The organism is Spirochaetota bacterium, assembly GCA_026414805.1.
In the GTDB taxonomy this organism is placed as follows: Bacteria; Spirochaetota; UBA4802; order UBA4802; family UB4802; genus UBA4802.
On record JAOAIH010000065.1, the window covers coordinates 1 to 17477 of the forward strand.

Annotated in this window: 12 protein-coding genes; 6 read left to right on the forward strand and 6 right to left on the reverse strand. The window is 36.5% G+C overall.

The genetic code is table 11. From position 1 onward, the window contains the following. Positions 1–188: hypothetical protein (locus tag N3F66_12055; GenBank protein MCX8124877.1), on the forward strand; the 188-nt coding region annotated here is incomplete at its 5' end. A 53-nt stretch (positions 189–241) separates the two neighbouring features. Beyond that, entirely contained in the window at positions 242–508 is a 267-nt protein-coding gene (locus N3F66_12060) for a hypothetical protein (protein ID MCX8124878.1), read from the forward strand. On the opposite strand, the gene N3F66_12065 is transcribed toward N3F66_12060, so the two are convergent. Further along, complete coding sequence (locus N3F66_12065) at positions 509–2320, reverse strand: helicase-associated domain-containing protein (protein MCX8124879.1); 1812 nt, start codon at positions 2318–2320, stop codon at positions 509–511. 131 nt (positions 2321–2451) lie between these two features. Between N3F66_12065 and lepB the strand changes: the two genes are divergently transcribed. Genes lepB through N3F66_12080 form a run of 3 tightly spaced genes read left to right on the forward strand, consistent with a single transcriptional unit; the run spans position 2452 to position 7207 of the window. Continuing rightward, complete coding sequence (lepB, locus tag N3F66_12070) at positions 2452–3522, forward strand: signal peptidase I (GenBank protein MCX8124880.1); 1071 nt, start codon at positions 2452–2454, stop codon at positions 3520–3522. Positions 3523–3536: 14 nt separating this feature from the next. Beyond that, positions 3537–5354 carry a penicillin-binding transpeptidase domain-containing protein gene (locus tag N3F66_12075; GenBank protein MCX8124881.1) on the forward strand — a complete coding sequence of 606 codons (1818 nt, stop codon included), beginning with the start codon at positions 3537–3539 and terminating at the stop codon, positions 5352–5354. Between the two features lie 2 nt (positions 5355–5356). Then, complete coding sequence (locus tag N3F66_12080) at positions 5357–7207, forward strand: DUF115 domain-containing protein (GenBank protein ID MCX8124882.1); 1851 nt, start codon at positions 5357–5359, stop codon at positions 7205–7207. Between the two features lie 2 nt (positions 7208–7209). Here the strand turns inward: N3F66_12080 and lgt are convergent, their stop codons facing one another. Then, complete coding sequence (gene lgt, locus N3F66_12085; protein ID MCX8124883.1) at positions 7210–7965, reverse strand: prolipoprotein diacylglyceryl transferase; 756 nt, start codon at positions 7963–7965, stop codon at positions 7210–7212. 123 nt (positions 7966–8088) lie between these two features. Then, positions 8089–9648 carry a fatty acyl-CoA synthetase gene (locus N3F66_12090; protein MCX8124884.1) on the reverse strand — a complete coding sequence of 520 codons (1560 nt, stop codon included), beginning with the start codon at positions 9646–9648 and terminating at the stop codon, positions 8089–8091. Positions 9649–10049: 401 nt separating this feature from the next. Between N3F66_12090 and nifJ the strand changes: the two genes are divergently transcribed. After that, positions 10050–13571: a pyruvate:ferredoxin (flavodoxin) oxidoreductase gene (gene nifJ / locus N3F66_12095; protein MCX8124885.1), complete on the forward strand. Its 3522-nt coding sequence runs from the start codon at positions 10050–10052 to the stop codon at positions 13569–13571. A gap of 49 nt (positions 13572–13620) precedes the next feature. Here nifJ and N3F66_12100 read toward each other — a convergent pair whose 3' ends face one another. From N3F66_12100 to N3F66_12110, 3 genes are read right to left on the reverse strand one after another with little or no spacing between them, the layout of a single operon-like run. Next, positions 13621–13788 carry a hypothetical protein gene (locus N3F66_12100; GenBank protein ID MCX8124886.1) on the reverse strand — a complete coding sequence of 56 codons (168 nt, stop codon included), beginning with the start codon at positions 13786–13788 and terminating at the stop codon, positions 13621–13623. Positions 13789–13821: 33 nt separating this feature from the next. After that, positions 13822–14613, reverse strand: a complete 792-nt coding sequence (locus N3F66_12105; GenBank protein MCX8124887.1) for a DUF1295 domain-containing protein — start codon at positions 14611–14613, stop codon at positions 13822–13824. 60 nt (positions 14614–14673) lie between these two features. After that, positions 14674–17139, reverse strand: coding sequence for an AMP-binding protein (locus N3F66_12110; protein MCX8124888.1), 2466 nt, complete (start codon positions 17137–17139; stop codon positions 14674–14676). Positions 17140–17477: the final 338 nt, after the last annotated feature.

Consider the following 17477-nt stretch of genomic DNA (forward strand, 5'->3'; position numbering starts at 1 on the left):
ATCTTAGACTGGCGCTGTCGCTATCTCTTTTGTTTGCATTTTTAGATAATGGTATGGAGTGTATAGATAGACAGGTTGGGTTTAAATGTGCTATATTGACATATAAAGGTAATAATTTTACTATGAAAATATATTTTTATCATCAAAATGGAAAATGGTTCTTGACAGATGGCAGGCATTGCATGTAAGTATAGTCATAACAAAAAAGTGATATTTTAATATTAGAATAAAATAGAATGTTATGGAATGGCAGAAAATATTATCTGATGCTGTACAGGATGGAAAAATAAGGGAATTACATCTTAAAAAGATACCTGTTTTAAAAACTTGTGATAACTGGCGTGAGGTAGAGCCAATAGGGTGGGTAGATCATCCTATGAAGCTTACTCATTACAAAGGGGCTCTGGTAAAGCTTAGGGGAAATATCTATTTTGTAACAGAAAAGACAATTAATGCATTAAGTGAATACATAAATTGGAAAATTACCCAGAGGATCGATGTGATATAATCATTCTTTATTCAGCTGAATTGATATTACTACTTCTTTCTTTTGTACTATCTTTATAACAGTATCCAGAGCAGTTTCATCAATTAATATATGGTTTTCACCAATCCTTTCAATTATTACACCTTTGGGAAGGCTATGCGACAGCTCATCAATAAAGTCCTTTTTGTCTGAATAAAGGATGATTCCTCGTTTAATGGTTACTGATGGTGTACGTTCAATCCACTCATTAAGCTGAAATTGTATATTCTGTGGAAGTTGATTTTTTGCATATTGTTGTAAAACTGAAATAAATATGTCAGGGTTCATGCCACGTTTAATAGCATTGAGAATGGCTATTTTTGAAATTTTTGCATGAACTGTAACATCAGTTGATGAAATTTCGGTAAATGCCATAAGGATATATGAAACTTCCGATGGCATTTCATGATAGGGAATTACAAGTGAAAAGTCGGGATTGATATATACTGATGGAGCGTGTACCTGGTGTGATTTTTGATCTTGCTGAAATATATTTTTCCCAATATCACTTAGTGTAATTGTATTGTTAATCACTTCTATCACGCCAATAGCACAAAGAAAATTTATTGCGTTAATTATATTGATCCTGGTGTTTTCATAGTAGTCATCAATTTGTGATATCCTTTCAGGATAATTGTCCGGTAGTGAATCCAGAAATAATATATATATGTAATCATCTAGGGTATAATTACTATTTTTTTTAATAATACGCAGAATAGTCTTTATCACATCGTTATGTACAGGGAAAGGATTGGGGAATAATGGATGTATATCTTTTCCTGCTGCATGCACAATCATCTGTACTATCTGATGTGGGGTAAACAGAAGCTTGCTTAAATGTTTGAGCGAACAATTAACATTGGTTGATGAAATTGATAAAGAATTGGTTATGGATAACAGGTATAATGCTAATTGTGTAATTTGTACTGTAGGTAATGGCTTGCCTGTTGTTTGGATTGATAATGTATGCACTGTCTTTGTAATAGTATCAATATCGGATTTTCGTAAATTGCCTTCCTGAGTAAAAAAAAGCCCTTTTGCTGATATACAGTCATGAGCTTTTAACATTGCAATTAATGCCATGTAATGATTATGCACAGTGATGCTTCTCTTATCGTATTTTATTTGAATAAAATCTGGGTTAACTATTATCACACCTGTAAAAGAAGAAGATAACACATGATATATCCCGATGCACCGGTGTATCAATAATTCATTAAGAATACTTTGGGCTTTACTAATACCAAGAATCTTTATGGCATATTTCACAGAAACTATGCATCCCCGCTGTATACATTGGTGTAGAAATTGTAACGCATTTGCACTTAAATGGACATGATTGATTTGATGTGATTTCTTTGTGGCGATGTGTTTTATTATTTCGTTGGAGTATTCACGTAATGTTGTGGCATTAATTGGGTTTAGTAGCTGGCGTAGTTCACTATATAAGCATATTTTGTCTAATTTATTAGATAGTAGCTGTCGATTTTTCAGGATGTATACTACTGATTTATTTTTTAATAATTGGGCTATTTTTTCAATTTGGTATATCGGAATACGAAGGTTGTGTTCAATGTCCCTGAAATGTACATCATTTTCTGCCAGAATCTGCAGTATAGAAATTTCGTCTGAATTACATTGAGAAAAAATTAGTTCAATTCCAACATGGCTTGACATACGAGAAGCAATTTCTTTAACTGTTGCTTTTTTAGGATCTTGAAATCCAAGCAAAGAGGCAAGAAAAATCCTATCTTTTTTTTCTAATGATTCAATATGTTGTAATAATGTTCTCATTATTTAAAAAATAGTAGACACATTAATTGTGATAATATACATGATATCAATACACTTTTTTAATAAAAATGTAACTTTAATCATACTATTGCATACATAAACTATATCCTTTTACAGACCGAGGTACATAGATGTTACAGTTTTTAGCTTTCAATAAACAAAATACTGATACAATTCAAATTCATGTTATGAGCAATGCAATGATTGCAAAGCTCATGTTGAAACGAATAGGATATTTAATACTATTAATTTATTCAACTATTTTTTTGGCTGTTGCCATTCCTTTTAATTGGACCTATGCCATTGGTGGTTTCTTGTGCAGTGTGTTTCTGCTCAGGATTATTAATGATATAATAAAATGGCGTAAATTTAAAAATGCTGTGTTAACTGCCTCACCATCAGGTATAAGTATTCAGACACAAAATGAAAATTATCACTTTAATGCCAAAGATATAACTTACCTTGAAGTTAACCCATTCAGTAATTTAGTTATACGGGAACGTTACCGCAGTTTAGGGTTTCCACTTATGCTTATAAGCAATGATGACAGAGAAAAACTCTTGCAATACTTCTATGATATGTCGCCCAAACGTACTGTAATGTTTAAAAAAACATGGGAGATGTTTGATGCGATACTTGTTGCATTTATCCTTGCGATGCATATTCGGCAATATATAATTCAGGCATACTATATCCCTACAGGTTCTATGGAAGATACATTGCTGGTTGGAGACCATTTATTAGCAGAAAAGATAACCTATGGACCAACTATCCCACAAATGCTTGGCATGAAAAGGCCTATACACCTCTCTTTTTTAAGCATACGACCTGTAAAGCGTGGTGATATCATTATATTCCGGCCTCCCAACGAGGAAGAAAAAGATTTTATAAAGCGTTGTATTGCTGTAGAGGGCGATGAGGTACATATTGAAGATGGTGCCGTGTGGATTAATGGGGTTAAATTGGATGAACCGTATGTAAAAGGGGTTACTTCATATAGAGGATTCAGTGAAAAGCGAATTGAAGGAGTTGTTCCCAAAGGAATGATTGTGGCTATGGGTGATAACAGGGAAAATTCCTATGATAGCCGTGGTTTTGGGTATGTGCCTTTGGACAGGATAAAAGGGAAAGCATTCATTCTGTACTGGAATACAGATAATATTAAAAATCTGGACTTTTCCCGGCTTGGCATCATCAAATAACACTTATGGTTGATATGGAGAACCTATCCCATAAAAGAAGAATTATAGTCACCTTAATCTTTATCAGTATAATAGCTGTAGTATTAATTTCAAAAATCACTCAGCTTCATTTTAGTTCAAAAGTAGTGGTGAATAATACAAATAGTTTTATAAAACGAGGGGATATCATTGATGTCAATGGATATCCCCTTGCTGTGTCGGTCTATAAATATTCTATCTTTGCTGATCCCCGTAAAGTTACTGACCCAGATGCTGAAGCATTGAAACTTTCAAATATACTTGCAATGCCGCAATCAGAGCTTAAGGATTTATTGACCCGTGATAAGCACTTTATTTGGATTAAGCGTAAGGTTGATGATGGTATTGTTAATAAAATAAAAGAGTTATCATTGCCAGGCATATACATTAAAAAAGAATATGCACGAGTATATCCAGAAGGCATGATGGCAGCTCAGGTTATTGGGTTTGTCAATGTTGATAATATTGGGCTTGAAGGCATTGAGTATAAATATAATGACACGTTGTTGCATAGCGATAGCTCAAGCAGCATTGAAGAAAAGGGATTCACCGTCCAGCTGACACTTGACAGAGCAATACAGTATATTGCTCAAAAAGCACTTAATAACTATGCTGCTGTGGTAAAGCCAAAAAGAGCGGTTGCAGTTGTTTCTGAAATTAGAACAGGGAAGATCTTAGCGCTTGCGTTATACCCACAATTTCATCCAGAATATTTTTATAATTACGATAAATCGGTGTTAACATGCTTTTCAATTGTTGATTCGTTTGAACCAGGTTCAACAATGAAAATATTTGCTGCTATAACCTTGCTAGAACATCTTCCCGATGCTCTTAAAAGAACATATGAATGTAAAGGCAGTGTTGAAGTGTATGATGCAACAATAAAGTGCACCAAACAACATGGAAAGGTAACCTTAAGTGACATTATTACACATTCATGCAATGCAGGAATAATTCAGGCTATGCAACAGGTTAAAAAAGAACATTTGTATCAAACCTTACTACGGTTTGGTTTTGGAGAAAAAACAGGTATACAAATTTCAGGTGAATCTCAGGGTATCGTTCGCAGCCCAAAACAGTGGTCTGGTCTTTCAAAATATTCCATGGCTATAGGCCAGGAAATATCAGTGACTTCTGTACAACTTGTTGCTGCTTTTGGAGCTATCGCCAATAATGGAATATACATGTATCCCCAGATAGTGAATCAAATTCAAAACAGCAATGGCCAACCTGTTACTAGTTTTTTCCCAAAAACAAGAGGAAAAATATTGAATGATGCAGTAGCTAAAACTGTTCTTTCCATGATGCACAATGTTGTTATTGAAGGGACTGGCAAAAGGGCATATGTTGCTGGATACGGTACTGGTGGAAAAACTGGGACTGCCCAGAAATCCCTGCCACAGGGAGGCTATATCCCCGATGCGTATGTTGTATCATTTATCGGGATTGCACCTGTTGATAAGCCGGATATTTGTATTTTGGTTATGTTTGATGAACCATCCTTTGGTGGATCAGGTGGTGAGCTGGCAGCTCCAGTTTTCAGCGATATAGTAAAGCGTGTATTGCCGCTAAGAGGCTTTGGGAGTAATGCTGTAGCATACAAACAATCACAGTTGTATAAACCTGTAAAAGAAGATGTAATGCCCAACTTCATTGGCAAAACTGATAGTCTTGCATTACGTCAGCTTATAAACTTGCAACATCACTATCCCATACAGTATATAATGAAAGGTTCAGGAAGAGTGGTTGGGCAGGATCCAAGACCAGGAATACCATTAAATAAAGTTACTTCAATTACATTGGTTCTGGAGTAGATGTGGAAAATATTTTTAAAAATAATATTAGGGCGATAGCTCAAAGGGATGAATCGCTTGCTGATATGATACAAAAAGCTGATTATGCTCCGTACATAGAAGTAATCAAATCTAAAAGTGGCGATGTTATCCCCATCGTTAAGAAAGAAAACACTATTGCAGTTCATAGCAAATTTGACCCAATAAAAGAAGCACAACGACTGATAGAGGAATGTGATTGTGCTAATTATGATTGTATTATAGTTTCCGGGTTTGGGTTTGGGTATCATATTGAATGGTTATTGAGCAAAGCTAAATCTGATGCAACGGTATTGATATTGGAACAATTTCCATGGATGGTACATGCTGCTATAGCTAATCGGGACTTGCAAAAAGTTTTTGATGACAAAAGAGTTATTCTGCTTGTCAACCCTGATGAAGAAAAAATTGCAATTTACATGAGGGGAAGATCGTCGTACAAAACGCTGTTTATTACTCACCGAGGCTCATTTCAAATTGATCCTCAGGGCTACACCAATTTGCAAAGAATTGCCAAAGCATATATTTCCACAAAAGAAGTTAATATTGCAACTCTGGCTAAATTTGAGAAATTGTGGACTTCAAATATTGGGCGTAACATTCATGAGATTATTAAAGCTGTCCCTGCAAAAGCTTTCTTTGATATGTTTAGCAATATCCCGGCTTTCATTGTTAATGCAGGTCCAACATTAACGGAGTGTATTCCGTATATTCAAAAACATTATTCGCAGGCAATTATTATTGCAGTAGATACTTCACTCAAAGTGCTTGAGTACTATGGTATTGAACCTCATTTCTGCATAACTGTTGACCCACAGCTTGTTAACGCACGGTATTTTGAAGGAGTCCATAGCAAAAGGACGGTATTAATTGCTGATCCCATGGTGCATCCATCCACGTTTCTTTTTTACAAAGGCAGAAAAGCCATAACCGGCGTTGCATTTGAAATGATGAAGTGGATTGAAGAAACAATTGGACAATATGGTACGCTTCGCTACGGTGGATCGGTGTCAACTAATGCGTATGATTTTGCAAAACGTTTAGGAGCATATCCCATCATTATGGTGGGGCAGGATCTGGCTTTTACCAAAGGGCTTGCTCATGTAAAAGGTGCATATCTTGACGAACACATCTATTTCAGGAACTATCGCACCTATACTGTTGAAATGTTTAATAGATTTCAGCTAACTGCCCTGCCAAAGATTTTTGTAAAAGGAATAAAAAGCAAGCAGGTTCATACAAATCAGAAAATGATGATTTTCATTTCATGGTTTGGGAGGCAGAATGATCCTGCATTAATCAATGCAACTTATGATGGGGCGTATATTGAAAATGTTGTACATAAAAGTATTGAAGAAATTACTTACCAGAACTCTGGGGTTGATATCTGGAATAGGATTGATGATATTTATGGCAATGCCCTTCCTGACAGTAATACTATTGAGGTGTGTGCCCAAAAGCTAATAATGCAATTGAGCCAAATGCTATCACAAACTGATGTAATGTGTACAATGCTGCAACAGGCAATAAGGCTTTCAGAAGAACTCATAAAAAATATTGAAAATAAAAAAACGCATGCAATACCTGCACTGGTAAAAAAGCTTGATGATATTGACAAAAGGCTTTCTGAGTTCAGCGTTACAAAAAATTTGGTTGGATTAACCATACAGCATATTATTCACACAGTGACAGAAGGATATGAAATTGACGACACTGCTAAAAGTGAACAGGAAAAAGTAGCATCAAAGTCCTTATATTTGTATAAAGGATTGTTGGAAGGGGTGCAGTATAGCACCCGTGTTATAAAGAGTATGCTTGCTCTGTTACAGCATTAGTTTTAAGCATTCCGCAACTTTTTGTGGTTAACAATCACAATGCCAGCAATACCTGCAATAATCAAACCCAGCGCAATTAACTGTGCCTGAGTTAAACCACCAAATACAATGGGATTTCTTCGAATAAATTCCACAAAAAACCGTGGTACACCATTGAGAATTAGATATATAAAAAATAAAGTACCCTGTGAAAGCTCTTTTTTTCTAAGTTGCAATAAAAGGATTGCAACAATAAAAGAGAAAAATGACTCAAAAAGTGGAGTAGGGTACACTGTATACGATGTGGGGACGATCCCATTGGGATAAGCAACGCCAAGTATGCCGGATGTTTCAATACCGTAACAACCGTCGCCGGCAATATGGCATCCTATTCTTCCAAAACCATAACCTATGGCAATGCATGGTGCTGCAATATCAAGAATTTTCAAAACAGGTTCATTGCTTCGCTTTATAATGAAATATCCAAAGAACAGTGCAAACAGTAATCCACCATAAATAGAAAGCCCTGCACCGGAAAACACAGTGCCTGCAGGGTCAGCTAAAAATTCATCCATATGATCCAGTATATGAAATACTTTTGAGCCAATAATACCTGCAGGTATTGCTACCAGTAAGATTTTATATGCTAAATCAGGATTGATGTCACGTACTATAAGTTCCCGTTCAAATAATATGTAAGCCAGATAGATGCCAATCGCTAGCATTACTCCATATCCGCCTATGGTAATAAATTTATACTGGAATAGTATTGGATACATGATGGAGTTCCTCCCAGAATGTCTGAAATTGAATGATTATCATGACATAGTTACTACCATAAAAAAAATTGCAACAGAATTATTAGCTCCGTTGCAATTTTTAAGGATACTTGGGAATAAAAATTATTTTGTTTCAACAGCCAGAGTCTGACGTAATTCGCGTTTTAATATTTTGCCTGAGGGATTTTTTGGCAATGCATTCATAATAAATATTTTCTTTGGGGTTTTGAACCCTGCAAGTCGTTGCTTTGCAAATGCAATTATCTCTTCTTCAGTTGCTTGCATATCTTTTTTCAATACTACTGCAGCACAAACCATCTCAATCCATTTTGGATCAGGAAGGCCAAACACAGCAACCTCAGCAATAGCTGGATGCTGGTATAATACTTCCTCAACTTCACGTGATGCAACGTTTTCGCCGCCAGTTTTAATCATGTCTTTTTTACGGTCAACGACGTACAAATAACCATCTTCGTCAAATTTACCCAGATCGCCGCTGTGGAACCAATCAAATGCAAAAGCTTCAGCAGTTTTTTCCGGGTCATCCAAATATCCTGTCATAACGTGCCCTGATCTATGAACTATCTCACCAACTTCCCCAACAGGAACAAAGTTGCCATCATCGTCCATCAATGCTGTTTCTACATTGAGTACAGGTTTGCCTGCTGAACCAGGTTTTGTAAGCTGATCTTCAGGTTTTAATATAGTAGCAACAGGACCCATTTCAGTCTGGCCATAGTAATTCCACAACCGCAATCCCGGGAATATTTCAGTTAAGCGTTTTAACACTTCAACCGGCATAATGCTTGCACCATAGGCAGCTTTTTTAAGCGAAGAAAGATTATATTTTTTAAATTCAGGATGATTAATTATTCCAATCCATACAGTAGGTGGTGCAAACATGTGTGTTATATTGTATTTTTCAATAAGCTGCATCATGGCAACGGGGTCTGCTTTGTGTAAAATTATATTTGTTGCGCCAACATACAAAAATGGCATAAGAAAACAATGCAGTTGTGCACAGTGGAAAAGCGGAAGAGCATGCAGGCTAATGTCATAGGATTTATATTCACCTTCAATAATGCAGCTGAAATACTGCGACATTAAAGCTCTGTGCGATAGCATTGCACCTTTTGGCTTTGATTCGGTCCCACTGGTGTAAGGAATCTGTGCAATATCCTCCGGTTCTACAGTTGTGATAATATCATTAGTTGACATATCCTTCATCATTTCAATCAAGTTATCAAAACCTTCTGGGATGTTTGTACCTTCAAGTGGTATAAAGAGCCAATTTTCAACGCCTGTACATTTATGAATAGCTGGTGCTATTACGTTATATAGATTGTCCTCAACGATAACCATTTTCGATTTTGAGTGATTTATTATGTATGCCATTTCATCGCCGTTAAGCATATAATTGATTGGCACTTGAATTGCTCCAATCTTGGAAAGCCCCACAAAACTAATAGGATAGTAATGTGAATTGAAAGCTATGATGGCAACGCGGTCGCCTTTTTCAATGCCATATTGCTGCATAAGGTGGCCAAAACGGCAACATTCTTCTTCCAATTGTTTGAATGTTAAATTAGTGTCTCTGAATGCAATAGCAAGCTTGTTGCCAAATCGTGAAGCAGCGCGGCGCACCATATCAGCTATAGTATCTCTGCAATAAAGGTTAGCCATAAAGATCCTCCATTTATATTATGATAAGATATATGACAAATATGAAACATGTTATTTGCCGTGCAAGCATAAATTGTAAATGAAATTTAAAATAGGCAAAGTATTTGTATAATGAGCTATCGCCATTATAACTAATACATTGAAATTATAAATATACATGCTATGATAATTCTAGTTCGGTGCTTTATGTAATGATAAAATCGTTGATTTTTGCTACAGCAGTAAAATTTAGAATTTTATTATTTGATTTTTTAATTGACTTACATTACACTTTTTTGTGAATGTGATACTCACGCCGTGATCTTTCATTAATCTAAATGTTGTATAGGTAATTAAACTCAGAGTGATCCTGAGTAAGGGTTTTTTATATTTAAAATCAAAATAGAAAGGAGAAAGCTTTCATGGCAAAAAAGATTATGAAATCAATGGATGGTAACGAAGCTGCTGCGTACATATCGTATGCGTTTACTGAAGTTGCTGCCATCTATCCAATTACACCTTCTTCACCCATGGCCGAATTTGTTGATGAATGGGCCGCACATGGGAAGAAGAATATTTTTGGTCAGGTTGTGCGCGTAGTTGAAATGCAATCAGAAGCTGGCGCTGCGGCGGCAGTCCACGGTTCATTGCAGGCAGGTTCGCTTACCACTACGTATACGGCTTCTCAGGGATTGCTTTTAATGATTCCCAATATGTATAAGATCTCTGCAGAATTGCTCCCTGCGGTATTCCACGTAAGTGCCCGTTCAATATCTGCTCAGGCATTGTCTATATTTGGTGATCATCAGGACATTAATGCTTGTAGACAAACCGGTTTTGCAATGCTTGCAAGCGGTGGTGTTCAGGAGGTTATGGATTTGGCCGCTGTTGCACATCTTTCGGCTATCAAATCGCGCATACCATTCCTTCATTTTTTTGATGGATTCAGAACATCACACGAAATTCAAAAAATTGAAGTGCTTGATTATGAAGATCTTGCTAAGCTTATTGATTATGCAAAGTTAGAAGAATTCAGAAACAATGCATTAAATCCTGAACATCCTGTTACTCGTGGTACTGCACAAAACCCCGATATTTATTTTCAGGCGCGGGAAGTAAGTAATATATTTTATCAAGCCGTACCTGATATTGTTGAAGAGTATATGCAGCAAATAAGCAAACTCACAGGTAGAGAATACCATCCATTTACCTATTATGGTGCACCAGATGCAGAAAATATAATCGTAGCCATGGGTTCAGTCACCGAAACTATAGAAGAAACAATAGATCATCTTGTGAAACAGGGCGAAAAGGTAGGGCTTATTACATGCCATCTTTACAGGCCATTTTCCACTAAATATTTCTTCAAAGTATTACCGCAAACTGTTAAACGAATTGCAGTACTTGATAGAACTAAAGAACCAGGTTCAATTGGCGAACCATTATATTTAGATGTTCGTGCTGCATTTTATGGAACAGCCAAACAACCTCTTATTGTAGGTGGCCGTTATGGATTGAGTTCCAAAGATACTACTCCATCACAGATTATTGCAGTATACAATAATCTCAAGCTTAACGAACCAAAGAATGGTTTTACAATTGGTATAGTTGACGATGTAACATTTACGTCATTACCACTTCCTGAAGAAACCAGTGTGGTACCTGAAGGTACGTTTGAAGGTAAATTTTTTGGTGTAGGTTCTGACGGAACTGTTGGTGCAAATAAAAACTCCATTAAAATTATTGGCGATAATACTGATTTATATGCTCAGGCATACTTTGCGTATGATTCAAAGAAATCAGGTGGAGTAACTGTTTCGCATCTTAGATTTGGGAAAAAGCCAATTAGATCAACCTATCTTGTCAATAATCCTGATTTTGTAGCCTGCCATGTCCCTGCCTATCTTGATAAATATGATATATTAAAGGGATTAAAAAAAGGTGGCACCTTCCTGCTCAACTCATTGTGGGATGAGGAAGAAACCAAAAAGAGACTGCCTGATCACATTAAACGATATTTAGCAGAAAACAATATCAAATTTTATATCATCAATGCAACGGAAATATCAGAACGTATAGGGCTTCCTGGAAGAACCAATACAATTATGCAGGCAGCATTTTTCAAAGTAAGTAATGTCATTCCTTACGAAATTGCTGAAAGAGAAATGAAAGATGCTATTGAAAAAACCTATGGGCGCAAGGGTGCTGATGTTGTAAGTAAAAATATGGCTGCAGTTGATGAAGGAGCAAATAATGTAAAAGAGGTAAAAGTTCCTGAAGAATGGAAAAATATTCAACTACCAGGAAAACCAACATTTGAAGAATTGCCTGAGTTTATCCGTGAGATAGTTGAGCCAATGAACAGGCTGGAAGGTGATAAGCTACCGGTAAGTGCCTTTTTGCCCAGACCTGATGGAACATTTCCTCCTGGCACAACACAGTATGAAAAGCGTGGCATTGCCGTCAATGTTCCAGAATGGCAGCCAGACAATTGTATTCAGTGTAACCAGTGTGCATATGTGTGCCCACATGCAGTGATTCGTCCATTCCTGCTTAATGATGAAGAAATGAAAAAAGCGCCTGCTGGTATGCCAGTACTTGAGGCAAAAGGCAAAGGGCTTGAAGGCCTCAAATTTAGAATACAGATAAGCCCGCTTGATTGTACTGGATGTGGCAACTGTGCTGAGGAGTGCCCGGCTAAGGAAAAGGCACTGGTAATGAAGCCGCTTGAAAGCCAGTTGGGCCAGCAGAAGTACTGGGATTTCATAGTTAAGAATGTTACGTATAAAGACAATCTAATGAATAAGTATACTGTAAAGGGCAGCCAGTTCTGTCAGCCACTGTTTGAATTTTCCGGTGCATGTGCAGGATGTGGTGAAACTCCCTACATCAAGTTAATCACGCAGCTTTTTGGCGACAGGATGATGATTGCTAACGCTACCGGCTGTTCATCAATATATGGTGGCTCAGCTCCTGCAACACCATATTGCGTCAATCCACAGGGACGAGGCCCCGCGTGGGCAAGTTCGCTCTTTGAGGATGCCGGTGAGTATGGGTATGGCATGTATTTAGGCGTTACCCAGCAGCGCAAGAAAATAGCACAGCTTTTAGAACAGCTTGCAAAAACAACAACTAACACTCAGCTTAAAGATGCTGCACTTGAGTGGCTGGCAGGAAAAGATAATGCTGAAAAATCACGTGAAGCTACAAAGAAACTGCTACCACTATTAAAGGGCGATAGCTCAAAAGAAGCAGCTGAAGTGTTGAAATTAGCTCAATATCTTGAAAAGAAGTCTATATGGGTGTTTGGTGGTGATGGGTTTGCATACGATATTGGATTTGGTGGGCTTGATCACGTCATTGCTTCTGGTGAGGACGTAAATATACTGGTAATGGATACTGAAGTGTATTCTAACACTGGTGGTCAGTCTTCTAAGGCAACACCTATTGCTGCTCAGGCAAAATTTGCTGCAAGCGGTAAGCGTGTACGTAAGAAAGACCTAGGCCTAATGGCAATCACGTATGGCTATGTATATGTTGCACAGGTTGCAATGGGTGCAAGCCAGATGCAGTATATGCGTGCTTTAATTGAAGCTGAAAGCTATCCCGGACCATCATTAATCATTGCGTATTCACCGTGTATTAATCATGGATTGCGCGAAGGTATGGGCAAGGCCCAGGAAGAGGCAAAGAAAGCAGTTGAATGCGGCTACTGGACATTGTGGCGCTATAACCCGCTGCTTGAAAAAGAAGGCAAAAATCCATTTATCCTTGATTCAAAAGAGCCTCAATGGGATAAATTTAGAGATTTTCTCATGGGTGAAGTTCGTTATTCAGCATTGAAGAATGAATTCCCCGATATAGCTGAAGAGCTTTTTAATGCTGCTTTAGAAAGTGCTCAATGGCGATACAAGAATTATAAGCGATTGGCATCCCAATCGTAAAATATTATAAAAGGGCTGTTGCACTAACAGCCCTTTTATATTTATAAAGTTATGCCTGAGTATTAATATTTTTGCCCTTATTTTCTTCCTCAAGAGTTTTTGGCACTTCACTTAAGCGCTGACGTGTTTCTTCAACAGTATTTCTTCCCATCTCTTTGGTTTTTTGTAATACACCTTGAGTTTGGTTTGTTGAAACATCATTAATCTTGTTTATCATAAACCCTCCCTTTATAGTAAGGAATTTTGCCAATTACAATTTCCTTTTTGGCAATGGTAAAAACGCACTTGTTGTTTTAATGTATTCAGCATATTCAGGTCGTTTTTCTTTCAATGAGCTTTCTAACAGGGTTATACCTGAAACTTTTAAAAGCAAGTAAGTAATTAAAAGTGGTGAGATAATTGTTGCTATCCCATAAGGCACGGGAATTACTATAATAAAAATACCCCACCACATTAGTGATTCGCCAAAATAATTTGGATGCCGGGAGTAGCGCCATAATCCTTGATTCATTACCTTGCCGGTATTGGCAGGATTATGAATAAATTGATATAGCTGGATATCAGCAACTGTTTCAAAGATAAAACCGGTTAGCCAGATAGTAATTCCAATATAATCGGAAATCAAAATTTCCTTGGGACTTTCTGCAGCAATGCCAATTTGTGCTGACAGCGAAATTATTGTAAGTAATAAACCTTGAAGCCAGAATACCTTAAAAAGGCTAATGATCCAAAAGCTACCGGGGTTTTTATTGCGCATTGCGGTATAACGAGGGTCTTCACCCTTGCCCCGTTTTCGGTAAAATATATACACAGAAAGCCTTAGTCCCCAAAGAATAACAAGTATAACAATTATAGCTGCTCGTACTGAGTAACCGTGAAACAAAATATATGTAAGCAGTGCCACCAAAATAAAACCTAATCCCCAGAATACATCAGCTATACTGGCATCTTTTACTATAAGGCTTATTATCCAGGCAAGGGTAAAAAAAGCAAGGATTGATGCAAAGTTAGTAACAATTATTTGTACAATAGATTCAATCATGAGAGCTATCGCCAAAAATTTATTGTTTAAAGTATACAAAGAAAGATTATCAAAGTCAAATTAATTATTGTATGATGAGAGCTTTTGTGCGATAGCATCCCGGGTTTTTGCCACTATATCATCTACTGAAAGATTATCAGGGTACACCGGTGAAAGTATATCTATTGTTATTGGCATAGGTTTTGGGAATAGTTTCCCTCGTTTGAATGACTGATATGCACCATTTATTGCAATTGGCACTACTGGACAATTGAGTTCTTTGCTCAGAATAGCAAATGTTTTTTTAAAAGTGCCAAGATTTCCGGTAATTGTACGGGTACCTTCAGGGAATATAATTATATTGTGCTTATTTTTAAGGATAGCAGCCATTTTCTGTATGGAGTCTTTAAGATTAGTGTCAATATTTACAATTATTGTATTCATTAATTTTGCTAAAGAATCACCACGTGTTACTTTTATAAACCCTAATTCACGGGACAGAAAGTAGCTGTGCATTAATGTTTTATTAGGTAATGATGCAATAAGTAGCACAGAATCAAGAAAACTCTGATGATTGGGGGCAAGAATAATGGGGCTATCAGGAATATTTTCCTTACCGCTCAATTGTAATGAGAAATATACTTTTGCAATTGGCTGGATTATATACTTTGCAAATAAAATAAGTGAAAATCCATGTTTAAAGCTGTAAGAAGTGTTTTTGATGATTAACTGTAACCAGTTTTGTGCCTGTTCTTCAAATTTTAACTTGTGTTGGGCAATGAAATCAGAAATTTCTTCTACGGTGGGATGATTGAGGATGTCGGCATTGCTTATTGTTATACCAAATGTCTCTTCGATGTAGGTTTGAAATGATAATATACCTAATGAATCAAGTCCCAAATCAAGGAGCAGATTTTGGTGGGGCAAAACTTTCTTGCGTGTATGTATGGTTAAAAATCGGCTGATAGATTTGTATTCAACTGTTTGTGGCTCCTTGGCATCCTGTTGTGTCTGTGATTTGTGCTGGTGCTGTATCAGTTGTTTTATTATATACCGTTGCAGCTTGCCAAGCCGTGTCTTTGGCAATTCATCTTTTGAGATAGTTATTTTGGTAATGTGTTTATAGCTGGCTACTCCTGCATTATAGCGATTAATGACTTTTCTTTTGATTGTTTCAAGGATATTGACAATATTTTCTTTGGTTATTATGCTATAGTCAGGATGTATGACTGCAGTCAGCATCCCCTGATCTTCTATAACTCCAATTTCCTTTATTAGGGGCGATATCCGCAAAATTTGTTTTTCTATTTCTTCAGGATTGATATTTTTGCCACTTGGGAGGATAATCATATCATCTTTTCTGCCGGTAATATACAGATACCCTTCTTGGTCAAAATAGCCTGTATCTTTGGTATGGAACCATCCGTCAGTTATGGCTTCGGCAGTTGCCTTTTTATTTTTATAGTACCCTTTCATTACATTTGGGCCTTTCACAAGGATTTCGCCATCAACTATTGTAACCTGTGTTCCTTTCACTGGCAATCCTACGGATCCCAACTTTACTTTTGAGAATGGATTAAACGCAACAAGAGGGGCTGTTTCGGTTAATCCGTATCCTTCCACTAAGTTAAAACCAAGTACTTTTAAATCACTGGCAACTTTTGGGTCCAATTTTGCACCACCGGTAAGATAAGCATGAACATGGCCACCAAATGCATTATGTATCTTTTTAAAAAGAATTTTGGAAAAGGTTAGATTGCCTACTACCCTGGCAATTAAAAATAGCAGGTATGCAACAGGGTTCTTTTTTACTGCAGCCATAATATTTTTGTGCAATAATTCATAAAGGCGTGGAATACCCAAAAACATGGTAACTTTGTGTTTCTGAAGCGACGCTAATATCCTGTCAAGCACCAGGTCCTTGACCATCACTACAGAGGCATTGAGATATAAAGGTGCGGTTACACAGCCCTGTAGTGGGAAAATATGATAAAATGGCAACAATGCAATCATCCTGTCATTTTGGGTTAACATATTTAAATCAGCTATTGCCTGTATACTGCATAGTAGGTTATTATAAGTAAGCATAACACCTTTAGGTTTACCGGTAGTTCCAGATGTATACATAATGATGGCTATGTCGTCATAATTAAGTGTGGGAAATTGTATAGAAGTAGTTGGATTAATTTTACAATGTTCCAATATAATCACATGAGGTTTATATTTAATTAGTTTTAAAGCCTTTTTTACCGTGGATAGAGTGTTGATTGAACAGTAAATATATTTTGGTGTGCAGTTTTTGAGTATATAGGCAAGTTCTTTTTCTTTCAGGTTATAGTCACAGGGTACTGCTATCCCTTTTTTTGTCCATATACTATAGAATGCATAGATCCACTCGGGGCTATTTTCGGCAAAGAGGAGCACTCTATCGCCCTTTTTTATTGCAAGATTTTTGGCAAAGGATAGTATAGAATGTATCAGCTCATTGTAAGATATTTCTTTGTCTTCGATATAAATGGCTATTTTTTCAGAAGGTTTTGGAAACATGAACACTCTCCTGTATTTATATTATATGCAGAATGTCTATGGAATAATTTTAAAGAAAAAAATTTCACAGTTACAATTTAGTTAGCATTTAAAACATAGAATAAATGTTTTGATAAAAGAATATTTAATGATCGTATATACACTAAAAAATCAAAAATAATTACATATCTTATTTTTTGTTCATTACCCATCTTTTTCATAGCTATGAGATAATTAACCAATTAAAATCATTATAAATTTATAATCAATTGTCAATATTATTTCAATGTAGATTACAAATAATATGGCATAATGGGAAATTGCTTATTTTATGTATTGAAGTTAAATTTTGTTTTTGC

Coding starts and splice junctions, on each gene's coding strand:
- N3F66_12060 (MCX8124878.1), top strand. CDS start 242: ATGGAATGGCAGAAAATATTATCTGATGCTGTACAGGATGGAAAAATA.
- N3F66_12065 (MCX8124879.1), bottom strand. CDS start 2,320: ATGAGAACATTATTACAACATATTGAATCATTAGAAAAAAAAGATAGG.
- lepB (MCX8124880.1), top strand. CDS start 2,452: ATGTTACAGTTTTTAGCTTTCAATAAACAAAATACTGATACAATTCAA.
- N3F66_12075 (MCX8124881.1), top strand. CDS start 3,537: ATGGAGAACCTATCCCATAAAAGAAGAATTATAGTCACCTTAATCTTT.
- lgt (MCX8124883.1), bottom strand. CDS start 7,965: ATGTATCCAATACTATTCCAGTATAAATTTATTACCATAGGCGGATAT.
- N3F66_12090 (MCX8124884.1), bottom strand. CDS start 9,648: ATGGCTAACCTTTATTGCAGAGATACTATAGCTGATATGGTGCGCCGC.
- nifJ (MCX8124885.1), top strand. CDS start 10,050: ATGGCAAAAAAGATTATGAAATCAATGGATGGTAACGAAGCTGCTGCG.
- N3F66_12100 (MCX8124886.1), bottom strand. CDS start 13,788: ATGATAAACAAGATTAATGATGTTTCAACAAACCAAACTCAAGGTGTA.
- N3F66_12105 (MCX8124887.1), bottom strand. CDS start 14,613: ATGATTGAATCTATTGTACAAATAATTGTTACTAACTTTGCATCAATC.
- N3F66_12110 (MCX8124888.1), bottom strand. CDS start 17,139: ATGTTTCCAAAACCTTCTGAAAAAATAGCCATTTATATCGAAGACAAA.